This window comes from Shewanella denitrificans OS217 (assembly GCF_000013765.1).
Taxonomy (GTDB): domain Bacteria; phylum Pseudomonadota; class Gammaproteobacteria; order Enterobacterales; family Shewanellaceae; genus Shewanella; species Shewanella denitrificans.
The window spans coordinates 2843577-2861459 of record NC_007954.1 but is presented as its reverse complement, the minus strand read 5'-3'; the positions used below and the strand labels follow the sequence as shown (position 1 = coordinate 2861459).

At 44.6% G+C, this 17883-nt stretch carries 12 protein-coding genes and 2 pseudogenes; 11 read left to right on the top strand and 3 right to left on the bottom strand.

Annotated elements, in window-relative coordinates; genetic code table 11:
• Positions 1-280: 280 nt before the first annotated feature.
• Together SDEN_RS12480 and SDEN_RS12475 are read right to left on the bottom strand one after the other, a co-directional pair.
• Positions 281-2899 carry a TonB-dependent receptor plug domain-containing protein gene (locus SDEN_RS12480; protein WP_011496835.1) on the bottom strand — a complete coding sequence of 873 codons (2619 nt, stop codon included), beginning with the start codon at positions 2897-2899 and terminating at the stop codon, positions 281-283.
• Between the two features lie 455 nt (positions 2900-3354).
• Positions 3355-4170, bottom strand: coding sequence for a tRNA (adenine(22)-N(1))-methyltransferase TrmK (locus tag SDEN_RS12475; protein ID WP_232279965.1), 816 nt, complete (start codon positions 4168-4170; stop codon positions 3355-3357).
• A 139-nt stretch (positions 4171-4309) separates the two neighbouring features.
• Between SDEN_RS12475 and SDEN_RS12470 the strand changes: the two genes are divergently transcribed.
• From SDEN_RS12470 to SDEN_RS12460, 3 genes are all read left to right on the top strand, one after another.
• Positions 4310-4534 carry a DUF3955 domain-containing protein gene (locus SDEN_RS12470; RefSeq protein WP_011496833.1) on the top strand — a complete coding sequence of 75 codons (225 nt, stop codon included), beginning with the start codon at positions 4310-4312 and terminating at the stop codon, positions 4532-4534.
• 115 nt (positions 4535-4649) lie between these two features.
• Positions 4650-6260 carry a M28 family metallopeptidase gene (locus tag SDEN_RS12465; protein ID WP_049763098.1) on the top strand — a complete coding sequence of 537 codons (1611 nt, stop codon included), beginning with the start codon at positions 4650-4652 and terminating at the stop codon, positions 6258-6260.
• 96 nt (positions 6261-6356) lie between these two features.
• Positions 6357-8363, top strand: a complete 2007-nt coding sequence (locus SDEN_RS12460) for a DNA topoisomerase III (protein ID WP_011496831.1) — start codon at positions 6357-6359, stop codon at positions 8361-8363.
• Positions 8364-8436: 73 nt separating this feature from the next.
• On the opposite strand, the gene SDEN_RS12455 is transcribed toward SDEN_RS12460, so the two are convergent.
• On the bottom strand, positions 8437-9690 hold the full coding sequence (locus tag SDEN_RS12455) for an HD-GYP domain-containing protein (RefSeq protein ID WP_011496830.1): 1254 nt from the start codon (positions 9688-9690) through the stop codon (positions 8437-8439).
• Positions 9691-9694: 4 nt separating this feature from the next.
• Between SDEN_RS12455 and SDEN_RS20545 the strand changes: the two genes are divergently transcribed.
• The 8 genes and pseudogenes from SDEN_RS20545 to SDEN_RS12420 all read left to right on the top strand — a co-directional run bounded on the left by SDEN_RS20545 (position 9695) and on the right by SDEN_RS12420 (position 16597).
• The gene (locus SDEN_RS20545) at positions 9695-9832 is read left to right on the top strand and encodes a hypothetical protein (protein ID WP_157599857.1); all 138 of its coding nucleotides are present in this window, start codon (positions 9695-9697) and stop codon (positions 9830-9832) included.
• A 342-nt stretch (positions 9833-10174) separates the two neighbouring features.
• Complete coding sequence (rimK, locus tag SDEN_RS12450; protein WP_041406327.1) at positions 10175-11062, top strand: 30S ribosomal protein S6--L-glutamate ligase; 888 nt, start codon at positions 10175-10177, stop codon at positions 11060-11062.
• 215 nt (positions 11063-11277) lie between these two features.
• Positions 11278-11955 carry a TetR/AcrR family transcriptional regulator gene (locus SDEN_RS12445; protein ID WP_011496828.1) on the top strand — a complete coding sequence of 226 codons (678 nt, stop codon included), beginning with the start codon at positions 11278-11280 and terminating at the stop codon, positions 11953-11955.
• Positions 11956-12023: 68 nt separating this feature from the next.
• The gene (locus SDEN_RS12440; RefSeq protein WP_011496827.1) at positions 12024-13280 is read left to right on the top strand and encodes an NRAMP family divalent metal transporter; all 1257 of its coding nucleotides are present in this window, start codon (positions 12024-12026) and stop codon (positions 13278-13280) included.
• Positions 13281-13350: 70 nt separating this feature from the next.
• Complete coding sequence (locus SDEN_RS12435; protein ID WP_011496826.1) at positions 13351-13779, top strand: GFA family protein; 429 nt, start codon at positions 13351-13353, stop codon at positions 13777-13779.
• 301 nt (positions 13780-14080) lie between these two features.
• A pseudogene (locus SDEN_RS12430) lies at positions 14081-14371 on the top strand (transposase); the annotation flags it as partial.
• Between the two features lie 199 nt (positions 14372-14570).
• Positions 14571-15257: pseudogene (locus SDEN_RS12425) on the top strand (hypothetical protein); the annotation flags it as partial.
• Between the two features lie 362 nt (positions 15258-15619).
• Positions 15620-16597, top strand: coding sequence for a hypothetical protein (locus tag SDEN_RS12420; protein ID WP_011496823.1), 978 nt, complete (start codon positions 15620-15622; stop codon positions 16595-16597).
• The last annotated feature ends 1286 nt before the right edge of the window (positions 16598-17883 follow it).

Here is a 17883-nt window from a genome sequence, read left to right as displayed (position 1 = left end):
GGTAAGACCAATTTACCTGAGAATGTTAGCATAGTGATGTGAGTGACTCATAAAGGGGAACGCTAAAAATGCGGCAAAGATCGCTAAATTGAACGCGAGTTAACAGCTTTGCTGTTACAACCTAGACGATTGCATGAATTGCTGGTGGATTTAAGCTTGATCTAATGATTGAAGGGAAGGTGTTGTTGCAATAAGAGAAGCCAAAGGATATGTCATTAAGGCATAAAAAAAACAGCCCTATAAAAGGGCTGTTTGTGGGAGAACATTACATAAAAAAATATTAGAATTTCTGTGTGTAAGTCGCGGTAAATGTACGGCCATAAAGGTTATACAGTGATGAATCATATTCTAAGTCAGAATCAAGCACAGGATCTTGATTAGTTAAGTTACGAATACCTAAGCCAAATTTACCATCCCAAGATGTATGGTAGCCATAGCTAACATCGAAGGTCGTTTGTGACGATAAATTGCCAACTTGTGAGAAGTCAGTTGGGTTCGTTTTTTCACTTTGGCCGTCAATATACTGAGTTAACAATGACGCTGAGTGATCGCCATAGCTCCAGTCTAACACCCAAGTAAAGCGTATTTCTGGCTTGCCGTTACGACCAATCTTGTCGTTTACAGGACCGTCAAAATATTCTTCATCGTCATATGACAGCACATACGTTAAGTCATAGCTGGTGCCAAACTCACCAATTGCAGTTTCAAATCCACTGTAGGTGATGTTGAAATCTATACCTGTCGTATCGAAACCTGTGCCATTGGCCTTAGGTGTAGTAGCCGATAATAGTTTGCCGTTAGGGTTATTATTAACACGTTTAATTTCACCACGGCTTAAGTTGCCGTAACCGACTTTTTGCTCTTCTTTTAATAAAGAGTCTAAAGACACGAAGGTGATGACGTTATCGATACTTAGGTTGTAATACTCAACCTTAGTGCTTAGGTTATCTGTGATATCCCAAATAACACCTAAGTTATAAAAATCTGATGTTTCAGGCTCTAACTCTGAGTTAGCTTGGCGTGTAACGTCATACTGCTTTGCTTTACAGTCAGCAACTGCAGTACCCAACACATCACAGTATGAGTAATCAGTTGCCATATCAGCACTCAGAGCATCGGCTGCTAGCAAGTCAGACAGTGATGGAGCGCGAAAGCCTTGTCCCCAAGAGGCACGAACAACAACATCTTCAAGAGCTTGATATCTGATGGCTACCTTTGGCGTAGTAGCAGAACCGAAGTCAGAGTATTTGTCATAACGGTAAGCAAAGTTAAGTTCTACATCTTCGCTTACTGGCACGATAGATTCAGCAAATACCGCATACACATCGCGATCGCCTTGTGAGCCATTGCCAGAGGAGCCAATAACGTCACCGGCTGCAGTTTGCGCGTCAACCTTGGCGTCATACTTATACTGTGAAGCTTCGGTGCCTAAGTACCAAGATACAGCACCAGCTGGAAGCTCTAAATATTCGAAGTTTAAGCCTGCGTTGATACTCTGGAACTTCATAATATCTTGTTTAAGTGTGTTGTGAGCTATGTCTGCAATAACTGATTGTGAGTTACCCTCTGGTCCAAAGTTGAATATACCGTCCTTTACATATTGTTCAACCGTTGGACGGTGCACATAACCAGTACCTGAGTTAGTGTTTTCAGCAAGGTTGTAGTGATAGGTCACATCCCAGCCAAAATCATCGTGAGAACCGACGAGTGCTAGCTGAATATCAGTGCTGTAATCAGTCGTGTTTCCGTCACGAGTGCCGACATCGGTGAAACGGTAGTATGCCTTGCCCGCATTTGGGTTTTTAGAGACGCCGGTTAAGTTACCTGCAGCATCAAAGTTTTGAATGTCTAGTTGATTTGCTGCCACATTAAACCAGCCTGCTGCCGGCGCGTAGCGACCAAAGGTCTCATTACGTGAGAATAGGCCTTGACCTTGGAATACCACTTCATCTGACAATTCATATTCAGAGTTTACGTAGCCCGCTGTATAGGTGCGAGAAGCATGATCGGCGGCTTCTGAAGTGTAGTCATAGCCACATACACGGTCTCCACCCCCAGCATCATACACATGACCAGCGCCAACCATCTTAGGGTTATTACAAGCCGCCATAGGGCTAAATTGGCCCGTTTTTCCGTCTAAGAAATTACGGGCATATTTTGAAACACCAGTAGCATCATCAAACTTAGGCGCTAAAACATTAGATGAACTCGTGAACCAACGATCGCGCTGGTAAATGATTTCACGGTTTAAATGCTCGAACGAGAAGGTCATGCTGCCTTTATCACCAGTCAAACCGCCAACGATGTGAGTCTTCCACTCTTCACCACCACCTTGCACCGGGTCGGTCGCAGTAGTAGACACTTCAACACCATCAAAGTTTTTCTTAGTGATGATGTTAACCACACCTGCTACCGCATCAGAGCCATAAACGGCAGATGCACCATCGGTAAGTACTTCGATGCGCTCGATAGCAGCAGTAGGGATAGTGTTTAAGTTAACCGCGGTACCACCAAGTGTCGGTGAACCTGGCATACGCTTACCGTTTAATAAGACTAAAGTACGATCAGAACCTGCGCCACGTAAGTTAATTGTTGCTTGTGACTGCTGGGCACTGCCAGAGTTTTCAGAGGTCGAACCGAAGGTGTTTAGGTTGCTGCGACGCAGTACGTCCGCCATGCTGAGCTCACCGGTTTTTTCGATAGCCGATGCATCGATAGTGGTGACTGGAGATGAACCTTCCATATCGGTACGCTTGATACGTGAACCTGTCACTTCGATACGTTCTACTTTAGCTTGGTCATCGGCAGCTGTGGCGACAGAGGCTGATAATGCCGCAGTTGCAGCACCACCAATTAGCGCAAAGCGAACCGCTTTGGCTAATATTGAATTAGTTTGCATTTCATAACTCCCAGAAAAATCTATATATTGTTATACGGTAATATCATTATGATTTTTACGTCATAGAATTACTCGGACAGGGATATAACCACAGGGGTAGAATGAAAGGCAATAAGGTGGCAGTTAGTTGATTTAAAACATGATTTAACATAAATGTACTACTTGCGTATCATGTAATAAACAATCTTACTATGTAAGGTGCTTGATTGTTTGCGATTTGTTTCGTTTGTTGATGTTTATATTTGTAACGGTAGAATGATTGTGTTTTTATTCACGTTGATAACCAATAAATACATGAAATTTGTTGATTTAGTGTTTCTAAAAAAAAGGTGATTATTTTTCACTTTAGGTCTGACTGTCGAGAAATCGAGCTATGTTCTTCCTATACCCGCAGAATCAACACCATATACCGTCTCGGGGCTTAACGTTTATTGAGAGCTTAAGAGAGATGTTACTTACCCTAATTTCACTTTAATTTGGCTGTATGACTCTATGATAGCATTCAGTGCTGCTTGGCTGTGGCTTTGCAAAGTCACAGAGCCCGTACACATTTGTTGGGTAAATTCATGTCCCCTGCCATCTAAAGCTGCACTATGGCGCAGCATGTTGCGGTAATGGGTTAAGGTGCGGTTAAGGTATGCTTGGGATATGTTGATGTCTTGTTGCCAAAGTTTGTCACCTTGGGCCGAAAGCTCAGTGCTTGACTGACTTGACACATAAATCAGCTCATAGAAACGCCGATTTTCAACAATCAGTTGCTCATCCACTAAGCCCAAATTTAATGCTTTTAATCCTTGTCTTAGCTCAAATTGATGATGCACAGGGCAAAGCAGAAAATCTAACGCTTGCTGTGGGTATGCCAAGCGTATCGCTTGAACCAGTTTGAGGGTCAAGGCGCCGCCAACACCGGCAATAATAATCAACTGACGACTGTTATCTGTGATGATTGGCAGTTGGCTTACATCCATGCAGTGAACTTGCCAGCTAATGCCGTGGTCTGAGTCAGGCTCTTTATTGCGGGAGGCTTGCTTGCTCTGAGGAAAAAAGCGCTGTAGTTTATCCTCGACTTCCTGCATTAGGCTGGGAATAATGTCGACAAAATGCACGCTTGTTTGCAAAGAAGCATGGGTTTGTAAAGGTGCATAGGTTTGCGACGGGGGAGCCGCCTCAGTGGCCAGTGAAAGTGTCTGTAGCTCAGTCAACAAGGCCGCCCCTAATAGACCGTGATCGCAGCAGCAATCCCAAATATGTCGATAAGGATGCTGGATCATGCGTTGCAAACTGGTAAGTCTGTGGCTAAGTTTCAATGTTTCATACCTGTAAAGAGCCCTAAAAAAGTCCTAAACCAAGTTTTAAATCAAGTCGTTAACGCTGGTTTGTAACGTATCTACTCAAGATTAAGGAAAACCTATGCTGGCATCAATCATAGCGCGATTATTTCGCTTCAAGACTGCCTTGATACTCTTTTCTTTTGCCGCTTTATGCTGGCTGGCCGTTAATTTTATCGGTAGCACAGTCGATAGCCAAGGAATATTACATGAGCCATTCTTTTTAGTGCCCATAGGTTGGCTGTTTATCTTTGCAGGCTTGTTCGCTGCATTAGGTGCTAGCCTAAGAAAATTGATGACAGGCTAGAATAAAAAACATTAACAACAGACACGAATAATAAATAACAAATAACAAATAACAATTAATGAAATAAGGATTTTTAGTGAATAAGTCACCCTTGCGCCGTTTTGCGCCTAGTTTAATGGCCTCTTTGGCACTGAGTTCCGCTTTAGTTTTCGCCCATACGGATAAGGCTGAGTTTTTAGATTTCAGCAATCTCACCCAATATCGTCAAGATGTTAAAACCTTAGCGAGCGATGCTTTCGAAGGCCGTGCACCTTTGTCAAAAGGGGAGACCTTGACCTTAGATTTCTTGGTGAACGCCTTTAAAGAGATGGGGCTGGCACCAGGTTTTGGCGACAGTTATTTACAAGCCGTACCTATGGCCAAGATAACGGCTAAACAAGATATGCAGCTAACGATAGGGGCACTTAAGTTTACCCATGGCAAAGATTTTACCGCAAGAAGCCAGCAAATAAAGCCACATATTGCACTTAATAACAGTGAGGTGGTGTTTGTCGGTTACGGCATTAATGCGCCAGAGTTTGGCTGGAATGACTATGCCGGCATAGATGTTAAAGGTAAAACAGTCATCATGCTGGTGAATGACCCAGGCTTTGCCACTCAAGATAACAAGCGCTTTAAAGGCAATGCCATGACCTATTATGGCCGCTGGACCTACAAATACGAGGAGGCTGCTCGCCAAGGCGCTGCAGCAGTATTTATCGTCCATGAAACCGCGCCAGCGGGCTATGGTTGGGGTGTGGTTGAAAACTCTAACACTGGCAGTAAATTTACCTTAGTGGATGACAATAACAACCTAAGTCAAATAGCGGTGATGGGCTGGTTACAACACAAGGCTACTCAACAAATTTTCGCAACGGCAGGGCTTGATTTCGACAGCCTTAAACTCAGTACTCATAAAGCAGGTTTTAAGACGGTTGATCTTAATCTCAGCGCTAAACTTAATCTAGACAACAGCATAGAAATGGCCAAGTCTCATAATGTGCTTGCTCTACTGCCTGGCGCGACTGAGTTCGACGGCAAGCGCAATCCACAGCAAGATGAACTGGTGGTGATGCATGCTCATTGGGATCATTTAGGCAGTAAGACCCATCAAGATGGCAGCCAAGAAATCTTCAATGGCGCGGTGGATAATGCCTCAGGCACAGCGGGTGTATTGGCCCTAGCCAGAGCTTTTAAAGCCAAAGCTAGCGTCACGCCATTTAAGCGCTCGATACTCTTTAGTGCTTTTACAGCAGAAGAAACCGGCTTGATTGGCGCCCAGTATTTTGCCCAGAACCCTAGCGTACCCACTAAAAATATTGCCGCATTTTTGAATATTGATGGCATGAACGTTAACGATGGCGTTAGCTACATATTACAATACGGGCAAGGGGTATCTGAGCTGGAGGATTATCTAGAGGATGCCGCTAAGGCGCAGCAACGCACGGTTAAAGCCGATCCTCTGCCACAAAATGGATTAATGTTTCGCTCAGATCATTTTGCACTGGCCCAAGAAGGGGTGCCGGGATTACTGTTTATGAGCCTAGGGGACACAGATCCAAATTATATCGACGCTAAGTATCATAAAGAGGCCGATGATTATGATGCCAATTGGTCGCTAGGAGGCGTGAGTCAGGACTTAAGTTTGATAGGCAGCATATTAGCGCGGCTTGCTAACAACAGCGATTGGCCTAAGTGGCTCGAAGATTCAGATTTTAAAACCCGCCGAAGTGAAGACAATAGATAGCTAGTACTATTACTTAGGGTATAAGTTGCCATCAAAGGCTAACTAGGTTAAATTGCACTGTAATTACATACAGTGCTTTTTTTTGGGTAAACTATAATGCGACTCTACATTGCCGAGAAACCAAGCCTTGGGCGGGCCATCGCCGATGTGCTGCCAAAGCCCCATAAGAAAGGCGATGGTTTTATTACCGCCGCCAATGGTGACTGCGTGTCTTGGTGTATTGGCCATCTATTAGAGCAAGCGGAGCCAGATGCCTATGATGTGGCGTTTAAATCCTGGAAATTGGAGCACTTGCCCATTATCCCAACCCAGTGGCAGCTAAAACCTAAATCATCGACCCGCAGTCAATTAAGCGTGCTTAAAAAGTTAGTTAAACAAGCCACTCACTTAGTAAATGCGGGAGATCCAGACCGAGAAGGTCAGCTGCTGGTGGATGAAGTGATTGCCTATCTTGGGGTCAAGGGGGATAAGCTCAATCAAGTGCAGCGGTTGCTTATCAGTGACTTAAACCCGCAAGCTGTACAGCGAGCGCTAAATCAACTCAAGAGTAATCGAGATTTTATTCCGCTGTCCACCTCGGCCCTTGCCCGCAGCCGCGCCGATTGGCTCTATGGCATGAACATGACTCGGGCCTACACAATTCAAGGCAAGAAAGTGGGTTATCAAGGCGTGCTCTCGGTGGGGCGAGTGCAGACGCCTCTGCTTGGGTTAGTGGTTAGGCGAGATGAAGAAATTGAGGCTTTTGTGCCTAAGCCTTTCTATGAAGTGTTAGCCCATTTATTAACTGATAAGCAGCAAGGCTTTACCGCTAAATGGCAACCAAGCGCGGCCTGCGAGCCCTATCAAGATGAAGAAGGCCGAGTGTTAGTGAAGGGCTTAGGGCAGAATGTAGTGGAGCGCATCAGCGGCCAGCCCGCTCAAGTCACAGGGCTTGTGGCTCAAGATAAGCGTCAGGCGGCGCCCTTGCCTTATAGTTTGTCTTCCTTGCAAATCGATGCTGCCAAGCGTTTTGGCTTAAGCGCTAAAGAGGTGCTAGATACTTGCCAGAGCCTGTATGAACGGCATAAATTGATTACCTATCCGCGCTCAGATAGCCGCCATTTACCTGTGGAGCAATTCTCACTTGCCCCAAGTGTGATTAACGCTGTCATTAAGGGGGCGCCAACGCTGATTAGTCACACCGATGCGCCTAACCCTAAGCTTAAATCTAAAGCCTGGGATGATAGTAAAGTTGAAGCCCATCACGCTATTATCCCTACAGAGAAAATCGCACACTTATCGGCCTTGAGCATGAATGAAGCGCGGCTGTATCAGCACATCGCTCGTCAATATTTGGCGCAGTTTTATCCTGCTTACCAATACGCAGAAACCCAGGTTGAAGTCACGATTGCTGGCGGGATATTTACCACTAAGGCAAGGCAGAACAAGTCGTTGGGATGGAAGAGCTTATTTAGCAACAATAACAAAATTGTGGAACATAACACTGAAAATAATCAAGAGGGAGAGCCAGAGTCTCAAACCTTGCCCGCACTCAAAAAAGGTCAATGGCTCAACTGCGAACGAGGAGAACTGCTTGAGAAAATGACCCAAGCACCGAAGCATTTTAGCGATGCAAGTTTACTTAGCGCCATGACGGGCATTGGCCGTTTTGTCACTAATGTAGAGATAAAAAAAATCTTAAAAGACACCGACGGTATAGGCACTGAAGCCACACGAGCTGGGATTATCGAATTATTATTTAAGCGCGGTTATTTATTACGCCAAGGTAAGTCTATCTTGGCTACGCCAGTGGGCCGGGGGCTGATAAATAGCCTGCCAATGAGTGCGACCACCCCAGATATGACAGCATTGTGGGAGGCAAGCCTTGATAAAATTAGCCATAAGACCATGCGCTACCAAGCGTTCATGGCGCCACTGATCCAGCAGCTTAGCGAGCTCATAGGACAAGCGGCGAGCGAGTTACCCAGGGCCTTGCAAGGGCTTGCAAGTCCATCAAAGGGTAAAGGTTTCCCTAAGAAAAAATCGGCTTACTCGACTAAATCAAGCGGGAAATACAAGGCGAAAAATGCCAAAGCGGGCACGGTAGCAAAGAAAAAATCATAGCGTCTTCAATTGACCGTCTTAAGGTACACAGGGCGTAAAAGCGTGTCTTCTGGCATCTGGGTAGCCACAGAAGCTAGGCTTCTTGGGCTAAAAACTCGATAATTTGCTGCATATCCAGCTCAAAGTCATCGGCCCTAACACATTTGACGATTTGCTCGTCAGCGGCAGAAGATAAGTCAACATCAAGGCCTTTTTCAAATAACTTAGGATCGAGGCGATAGAAGGGACGGACGTTAGGACGGATTGGGTCGGCAATATTATGGCTTTCCACTATGGCAAGGCGGTTAGAATCTAGCTGTACCACGGCGCCCACAGGGTAGACACCCATGCATTTAATAAACTTGTCCACCAAATCTATATCGAGTTCATTGTTTTCTGCCAGCTTTCGCAATATGCCAAAGCATTTTACTTGAGGGTAACCTTGCTTATAACAGCGGGTGGCAGTAAGGGCATCGAAGATATCACAGATACTACTCATGCGGCCATAAAGGGAGATTTTGTCGCCTTTTAAGCCTAAAGGATAACCTTTGCCATTGAGTTTTTCATGATGCTGGCCAGCAACCTCCATACTGATGGCACTGATCCCAGGGGTTTTTCTCATTATGCTGACTGAATGACGAGCATGAGATTTCATCACAAAAAATTCATCGTCAGTGAGTTTGCCCGGCTTGTTGAGGATATTGTCCGGCACCATTATTTTACCGACATCATGTAAAAATGCCCCGATAGCCAATTGATTCACTATATCCCTGTCAATTTTTAAATATAAGGCAAACATGGTCATCAAGATGGACACTGATACTGAGTGCTCTAACAGGTATTCATCTTTATTGCGGATATTGAGCACGCAAGCGAGGGCATTAGGATTATTAAAAATAAGATCCGTTGATTCTGAGGTGATCTTACACACAGACTCCATCTCTAGCGGTAAACCACGCTGAGCATTGTGAAATAATTTGGCTTGTATCGCCTTAGATTCAGCGAATACTTGTTTTGCTTTAATGACCTCTTGATTGAATTGGTACTTAGTTCTAACGGAGGCTGCTTTTGGCTTAACACTTTCTGAGGAGGTTTTAGTGCCTTTCTTTGTTGTTACTGAAGGGGTTGCTACTGAAGGGGAGGGAGTCGTCGCGTTTTGATCCGCTACAATGCGAGTTTTACTGGCATCGATTAGCACCTTTTCGACGGATTTACTTTTCAAGGCATCGATAATACGCTCATTATCTAGCCATCCCTGTTTTGCTAAACGAAATTTATTTTTAGGGACTGTGATTTCGATAATATACATGCCGACACGAACGTCAGAAATATCATGTTCAACAAGCATAATAATGGATTTCCTTAAAGATAAAAAAGGTCCTGTTCAGCATCTTCATCTTGAGTTAAGCATGGAACTAAGCATGGAGCTGAGAATAGATGCACATATGTTGGCTTTAATGACCAGCGGCGCAGAACGAGAAAAAAATTAATGATTTCGCCAATCGATAGATTATGACCAATTAAAATACTCGAAACAAATCATTTTTATGAATCAAGTATTGAGCATTGAATGTAATGACTAGAGCCGTTGAGTTTTGGAGTTGTATTTAGCCCTCATATTTGACGTTAACATAGATCTTACTGTTAGTTTTTCAGGGCTGTTAATCCTAGGTTTTAATGTTCAATTTTTCCGCTCAGATAGGCGAAGTTTGGTGTTTTTCTCGGGTTTTCGTTCCGTTTATTTTTGCCTTGTCATTAGATCATAAATGGCAATTGCTTTTCCCTAAACTCAGCGTATGATGCGCGAAAATTTAGCTTACTTGGAGCCTCCATTGAGGATCGCTATTCTATCTCAAGGCCCGCAACTCTATTCCACTAAACGTCTGGTGGAAGCCGCACAGGCACGGGGTCATGATGTTCACATTATCAATCCGTTAAAGTGTTACATGAACATTAATATGCGCCAACCTAGCATTCATATTGCCGGTAAAGAATTGCCGCAATTTGATGCCGTCATTCCGCGCATTGGAGCCTCTATCACTTTTTACGGTTCGGCCGTGCTACGCCAATTTGAGATGATGGGTGTGTATACCATCAATGATTCAGTGGGCATTTCTCGCTCACGAGATAAGCTGCGCTCGATGCAACTATTGTCCCGCAAGGGCATAGGCTTACCTATCACAGGGTTCGCCAATAAACCCAGCGACATCCCCGATCTTATCGACATGGTTGGCGGCGCGCCCTTAGTGGTTAAATTGCTCGAAGGCACCCAAGGGATAGGGGTGGTGCTCGCTGAAACCCGCAAGGCGGCAGAAAGCGTGCTTGAAGCCTTTATGGGCCTTAAAGCCAATATTATGGTGCAGGAATACATAAAAGAAGCCAATGGTGCCGATATCCGCTGCTTTGTCTTAGGCGATAAGGTTATAGCAGCCATGAAACGCCAAGCTAAGGCCGGTGAATTTAGATCTAATCTGCACCGCGGCGGCACTGCGACCTTAGTAAAATTATCCCCAGAGGAGCGCACCACAGCGATTCGTGCGGCTAAAACCATGGGGCTAAGTTTGGCTGGGGTTGATTTATTACGCTCAAACCATGGCCCTGTGGTGATGGAGGTGAACTCATCTCCAGGTCTTGAAGGGATTGAAGCGGCAACGCAAAAAGATGTGGCCAATGCCATTATCGAATTTATCGAAAAAAATGCTAATAAAGCCAAGAGCTAGTTAATTCAATACGAGTTTGGCCATAGTAAGTGTTCAGCGGGAAGGGGAAGCGCCCCCTGCTCGAGATTAACTTTCAGTCCAACGCACTATTATCGAGTTAAGCCACACGAGAATGTGGCTGATTTGTGGCTGGTGACAGTTTTATATTGCCGTGAGGGGATATTTTGCGCATTATCCCCCCATGAAAGTAGCTAACTTGTTTATTTATTGTTCCCATGTCGACTGAAAATATATTTAAGCCCCAGCAACAGCGCAGCCAAGATACTCAGCGTAAGTTAATGGCCGCGCTGCATTTGTGCCTAAAAGATAAATTTTTTGAGCACATCAGCATTAAAGAACTTGCCGATCATGCTGGGGTCTCGGTAGGCACTTTTTATCGGCGTTTTAAAGATAAAGAATCGTTATTGCCTCTGCTATACCAAGATTTTGGCAATGAGTTAAACTTGTGGGTCACTGAGCTTGAAAGCCGCAAATTTACCAGTTTAAGGCAGGCACTTATTTGTATCAGCCAGGAGACGCAGCAGTTCTTGGTGTCCAAAAAATGCGTGTTTCGCACCTTGCATTTAAATTCGCGCTTGCGCTCGGAAATCTTAGTGGCCGACAAGGTGGTGGACCGCAAGCAAGTCTATCGCCGTTTGGCGACGATATTTGTTAACGCCAATCAAGGGCCTGCTAATTTATATGGCCAAGAGCTGTCTGAAGCGCTGCAGTTAGCCTTGCTTAAAGCCGATACCGCTGTGTATATCATGGTCAACACCTTGCTCGATAAAGTGCTATATCCAGAATTAACTCCAGCCATCGCCTGTGAGCTGGATGCTGAAGCCTTCAGTGGTGAACTTTCAACGGTATTGCTGGCCTACCTTCAAGTGAAAACTGTTGCTATACCGAGTTAACTCCATTAATTTATTGTAAATTTTTATATGCATTAGGTGCCTTTTTGCGGCATTGAAGGGATGGGGTAATGCGGTTATCTAGGATGTTTTCACTCTTAGGCCCAGGTATTGTCTGGGCTGCCACCAGTATTGGTGTATCTCATATAGTCCAGGCGACTCGCGCTGGCGCCGATTTTGGTTTTGCGTTGCTCGGCTTTATTATTCTGGCCCACGTTATCAAATACCCCTTCTTCCTGTTTGGCCCTAAATACGCGGGGTTAACCGGCAAAAGTTTACTCGATGGCTACAAATCTGTGGGCAATTGGGCCTTTTATTTGTTTTTAATACTCACCTTTATCACCATGTTCTTCATTCAATCTGGAGTCACAATCGTGACCTCAGCCCTCGCCATGAACCTCTTCGGCGACTTTTTATCCTTATCTCAATGGGCGGCGCTCATTCTCATTGTGGTGGGGGCCGTGCTGCTGATTGGCCATTACAAAACCCTAAATGTGCTGCTTAAATGGATGATGCTGGTGTTAGCTGTGTGTAGCTTGATTGCCTGGTTTGCAGCCATTGGCCGTTTAGGATTTATGCCTACCGCACAAGGGCCCAGCATAGTGCTGACATCGGCGGCGAGTATCGCTTTTATTGTGGCGCTTATAGGCTGGATGCCCACCGCCATCGAAGTGTCTGTGTGGCACTCCTTATGGGTGTTGTCTAAAAAGCAGCAGGCAGGCGCATTGCATGCGAAACGGGCTGTGGCAGATTTTAATATCGGTTATGGCACCAGTTTTATTCTGGCAATGGTGTTTTTGTGGCTAGGCGCCTTGTTGATGTTTGGCCAAGGCCAAGGTTTTGCCGACTCAGCCGCCGCTTTTGCGGGGCAGCTCGTGGGCATTTACAGTGCAGCGCTCGGTGAATGGAGCTGGGTATTAATGGCGCTGGTGACCTTTGTGGCATTATTTTCAACCACCTTTGCCGTGGCGGACGGATTTCCACAAGTGTGGAAGCGGGCGTTAAGTCTCGTATTAGGCGAGGCCCATCCTCAAGTTGAAACTCGTGCCAATTGGGCCTATTTGATTACCTTAGTGTTATTGTCGTTAGGCAGTTGGTGGATCATTGAGTTTTTTACCGCCGACATTAAAGGCTTATTAGATTTTGTCACCACAGTGTCATTTGTGAGTGCCCCCTTATACGCTTGGCTTAATTACCGAGTCATGATGGGGGCTGACATCGACGATGAGCACAAACCCCAAGGAGTATTTAAAGTCTATACCTTGACGTGCCTAAGCCTTCTTACAGTATTTAGTGTGTTTTATTTGTGGTGGACATTTTTAGCTTGATGATTAGCTTGGGCCATCAAGCAAGGCCGCCGGTATCAAATCAGTCAATAGTGAGTTATAAGGAAATAGCATGAAAATTAACGGTACTTGTCATTGTGGTGAGCTGGCTTTTGAAGCCGAAATCGATGCAGAAAAAGTGCTTGTTTGTCACTGCGATGATTGCCAGATGCTGTCCGGGAGTGCTTTTCGCTCCGTGGTGATGTCCAAACCTGATGGGCTCATGTTTACTCAAGGCACGCCCAAGGAATACATTAAAACCGCCCAAAGTGGTAACCTACGGGCACAGGGGTTTTGTGGCAATTGTGGCTCAGCCATTTACGCTACCTCGGTAGGCGAGGGCGCAAAAATCTACGGCATTCGCTTGGGGACAGTTGCACAGCGAAATACCTTGGTGCCAAAATTTCAGATTTGGTGCAGTTCGGCGCAGCCTTGGCTCAACCAACTGGCTAGTCTGCCTGCATTCCCAGCAGGACCCAATGTGGATCATAATAAAGTTTGATCATTGCTAGCAATTTTATCCAAAAGTTAGATGATGGATGTCCAAACAATAACATCCATATTAAAAAGCCAGTTCGGCATCTGATATGAATGGATTAACGAATGCCGTGATAGCAAGGATGCTATGGAACTGCCGTGCCTCTCGCTCATAAGCATAATCACCCAAGGTGATTATTCATCACCGTTTGGATTAACGTGGCAGGGTTCCACTCCCCCATTAAAAAATGTGGCCACCCACAATAAATAGCATGATATAGCTCCATCTACTAAACTCTATAAAGTTGTAAATGTTGGAGTTTGCTATGCCACGCCCTAGAAGAACTCAGATCAGTGTCGAAGACACTCCTTTCTATAGTTGTTGCAGTCGCGTTGTTCGTCGCGCATTCCTCTGTGGCGATGATCAGTACTCGGGACAAAATTATGACCATCGTCGTGGCTGGATCGAATCGCGACTGTTTGAACTCGAAGCCGTTTTTGCAATCGATGTGGCCGCCTTTGCAGTGATGTCTAACCACCTTCATGTGGTGTTACGCATTGATATTGAAATCGCAAATCGCTGGACAGATCGAGAAGTGCTCGAGCAGTGGCACAAACTATTTAACCTCAACTCGGGTTAAGAGATGAATAAATGGTGTTGAAACAGCCTAAATTCAACATCTAGCACTCAAACTTGAACTTTGCACTGATAACAAGGCGAGTTTACGCGCCAATAGCTAGCCTATTGCAAGTGAACTCAACGCAGTTAGCGGTGCAAAGAGCTGTTTGATATACATTTATTATCCCGAGCTGAGGTTATTTAATGGTGATGAAATAACCCAGAAATTTGTTAAAGGTGAAGTCGTTGAAGCGCATGAAGTGCTCAGATTAAAGCACTCCATCGCCACTTATCGAAGCAGACTGTGCGACATCAGCTGGTTCATGCGCTGTCTTAATGAGCCGATTGCACGGCAAGCAAATCAAGAAGATAGCTGTACAGGCCGCTTCTGGGAAGGCCGCTTTAAATCGCAGGCCCTGCTAGATGAGGCCGCAGTGTTAGCCTGTATGGCCTATGTCGATCTCAATCCAATTAGGGCCAAGATGGCAAGCACCCCTGAGCAATCAGACCACACCAGCATCCAGCTGCGCATTAGGGCTGCATTAAAAGGCGAACAACCTAATAACTTGCTGCCGTTTATTGGCAATGAACGGCAATTTCAGCCCAAAGGTATTACGTTTGCATTGAAGGATTATCTTGAACTGGTTGATGATACTGGACGTATTATTCGCAATGACAAGCGCGGTTCAGTCAGTGCTAACAGCGCTAAGTTACTCACGAGATTGAATATCTCTCAAGAAAATTGGCTCAAACTCACCACTGAATTTGGCAAGCTATTTCACGGACCAGTGGGCACGCTTCAAGAGTTGACCAGCTATTGCGAGCATCTAGAAAAGCGTCGACGACATTTCGCCAGTTGTTGTCAGCACTTAAAAGCTGGCTAATCTAAAATTACTTGTAATAACAATGTTTCTAAATCAGCTTAACTCTTTAATGAGTTGGGCTATTGTGGCTAAAAATCACTGTTTTTGAAGGAAATCCGCCGATTTAGCCAATTCGCTTCCATAAACTCCAGCGATATCGACTTTCTTGCAACACACTCTCACAATCTCGCTTGAGCACATGTCGAAAATGCATTATGTTATTGTTTTATAATGGCTGGCCAGATTTTTGTGCTCACAATCTCGCTTGAGCACATGTCGAAAATGCATTATGTTATTGTTTTATAATGGCTGGCCAGATTTTTGTGATTGTTTTATAATGGCTGGCCAGATTTTTGTGAACAGACATTGACGAAGGTGAGCATATGCCACGCCCTAGAAGAAGTCAGGTGAGTGTGGAAGACACTCCTATGTACCATTGTTGTAGTCGCGTTGTTCGCCGTGCTTTTCTCTGCGGCGATGATATGTTTTCTGGTAAAAATTACGACCACAGACGTGCTTGGGTAGAAGCTCAACTGCTTAAATTAGCGGAGATTTTCGCTATTGATGTGGCAGCTTTTGCAGTGATGAATAATCATTTGCATGTTGTGCTCAGTATCGACATCTATCAAGCTAACAGCTGGTCTGATGTTGAGGTAATAAACCATTGGCATCAGTTGTTTAAGGGTACTGATACAACCAAAAAATTTGCTCAGGGTGAAACGCTTGAAGATTATGAACAGTTGCAGCTTAGCCACACAGTTGCTTTATATCGCAGCCGATTAAGCGATATTTCTTGGTTCATGCGATGTCTAAATGAGCCAATAGCACGGCAAGCAAATCAAGAGGATAGCTGCACGGGCCGTTTCTGGGAAGGCCGCTTTAAGTCGCAAGCCCTGCTTGATGAAGCTGCTGTGCTTGCCTGCATGGCTTATGTGGAGCTCAATCCCATAAGAGCCAAGATGGCAGACACGCCGGAGCTGTCAGACCATACCAGTATTCAACTGCGCATCAGGGCAGCTTTGAAAGGAGAACAACCCGGTAATTTACTGCCTTTCATTGGCAATGAACGCAACCATCAACCCAAGGGTATAGCGTTTTCGCTGCAAGATTATCTTGAGCTGGTTGATGATACTGGACGTATTATTCGCAATGACAAGCGCGGTTCAGTCAGTGCTAACAGCGCTAAGTTACTCACGAGATTGAATATCTCTCAAGAAAATTGGCTCAAACTCACCACTGAATTTGGCAAGCTATTTCACGGACCAGTGGGCACGCTTCAAGAGTTGACCAGCTATTGCGAGCATCTAGAAAAGCGTCGACGACATTTCGCCAGTTGTTGTCAGCACTTAAAAGCTGGCTAATCTAAAATTACTTGTAATAACAATGTTTCTAAATCAGCTTAACTCTTTAATGAGTTGGGCTATTGTGGCTAAAAATCACTGTTTTTGAAGGAAATCCGCCGATTTAGCCAATTCGCTTCCATAAACTCCTGCGATATCGGCTTTCTAGCGACAAACCCTCACAATCTCGCTTGAGCACATGTCGAAAATGCATTATGTTATTGTTTTATAATGGCTGGCCAGATTTCTTTTGATGGGCCAGATTTCTTTTGCTGGCCAGATTTCTTTTGCCAGATTTCTTTTTTGGCCAGATTTCTTTTTTCTAGCCGCATGCTTAAAGTCATATAAATGTGGGAAATTGAATTGCACTTAAAATCTAACAAGAAGCTGATGTATGTAGCACCACTATATTACACACCAGCGGGTGTATTTTTTATACTACTATTACCGGCCTTATTTGAATATAAAGAAGGAGAATATATATTCAGTGATTTCATTCCATTCTTCATCATTTGTACTTTTCTGATACTCATTCATTTAGCTATACATTTTTTTATACTAGTTCCTATTGGGAAATGCGATATCACAATAGACAGGACAGGTATTTGTAGCGATAAAATTAAGTGTAAGAGTTTTGCAGGGTATATCGACTGGAAAAGTATTGAAAGCGTTTACATTTTTACCCTAGGAAGAGGCCCAAACTATATTTACCTATATTTGAACTCAGGTTACAGCACTCAAAAAATAAGGATTCCTTTCGACTTTGTTACTGAGTCCACACGAGAAATAGAAGAGTACATTGCTCAATATGCAAAATTGAGACGAAATTATCTATAAGCGCTAATAATTACGATAAGAAATAACGTGATTGAGCCTGCTGGGCAAGAGTGCGAACGTTTATTGACCAATGCAAGCTGGTAGTTGACCTAAAGGCCTGCATATGAACAGACTCTACCTTTTTCAAAAAATTTACGGTGGCCCCATTGTTAAATGTTGGGTGTAGTCTTTTGAGTTAAAAGGTTACGCTAATACTAAAAAGGTGAACCATGGCGCTTCACTAGGAGAAAGGCGAGAAGACCGTCCATCCCATGGCAGCTCTCTGGCATCTGAACCATAAGGATGGTAAATGTCATTATGATGTCTGGAACATCATTGACCATGCCATCGCGGCATTTGTGAGTCCCTTCACATCAGACGGGATGTTCGAGCCCTCAGGGATGGCTCTTGATCTCACAAGAAGTCGGCGTGTCGTAGAGCGAATGCCATGGCAAGCCTGTATGCAGAAATTTCAGTGGCAGGTTTATGGG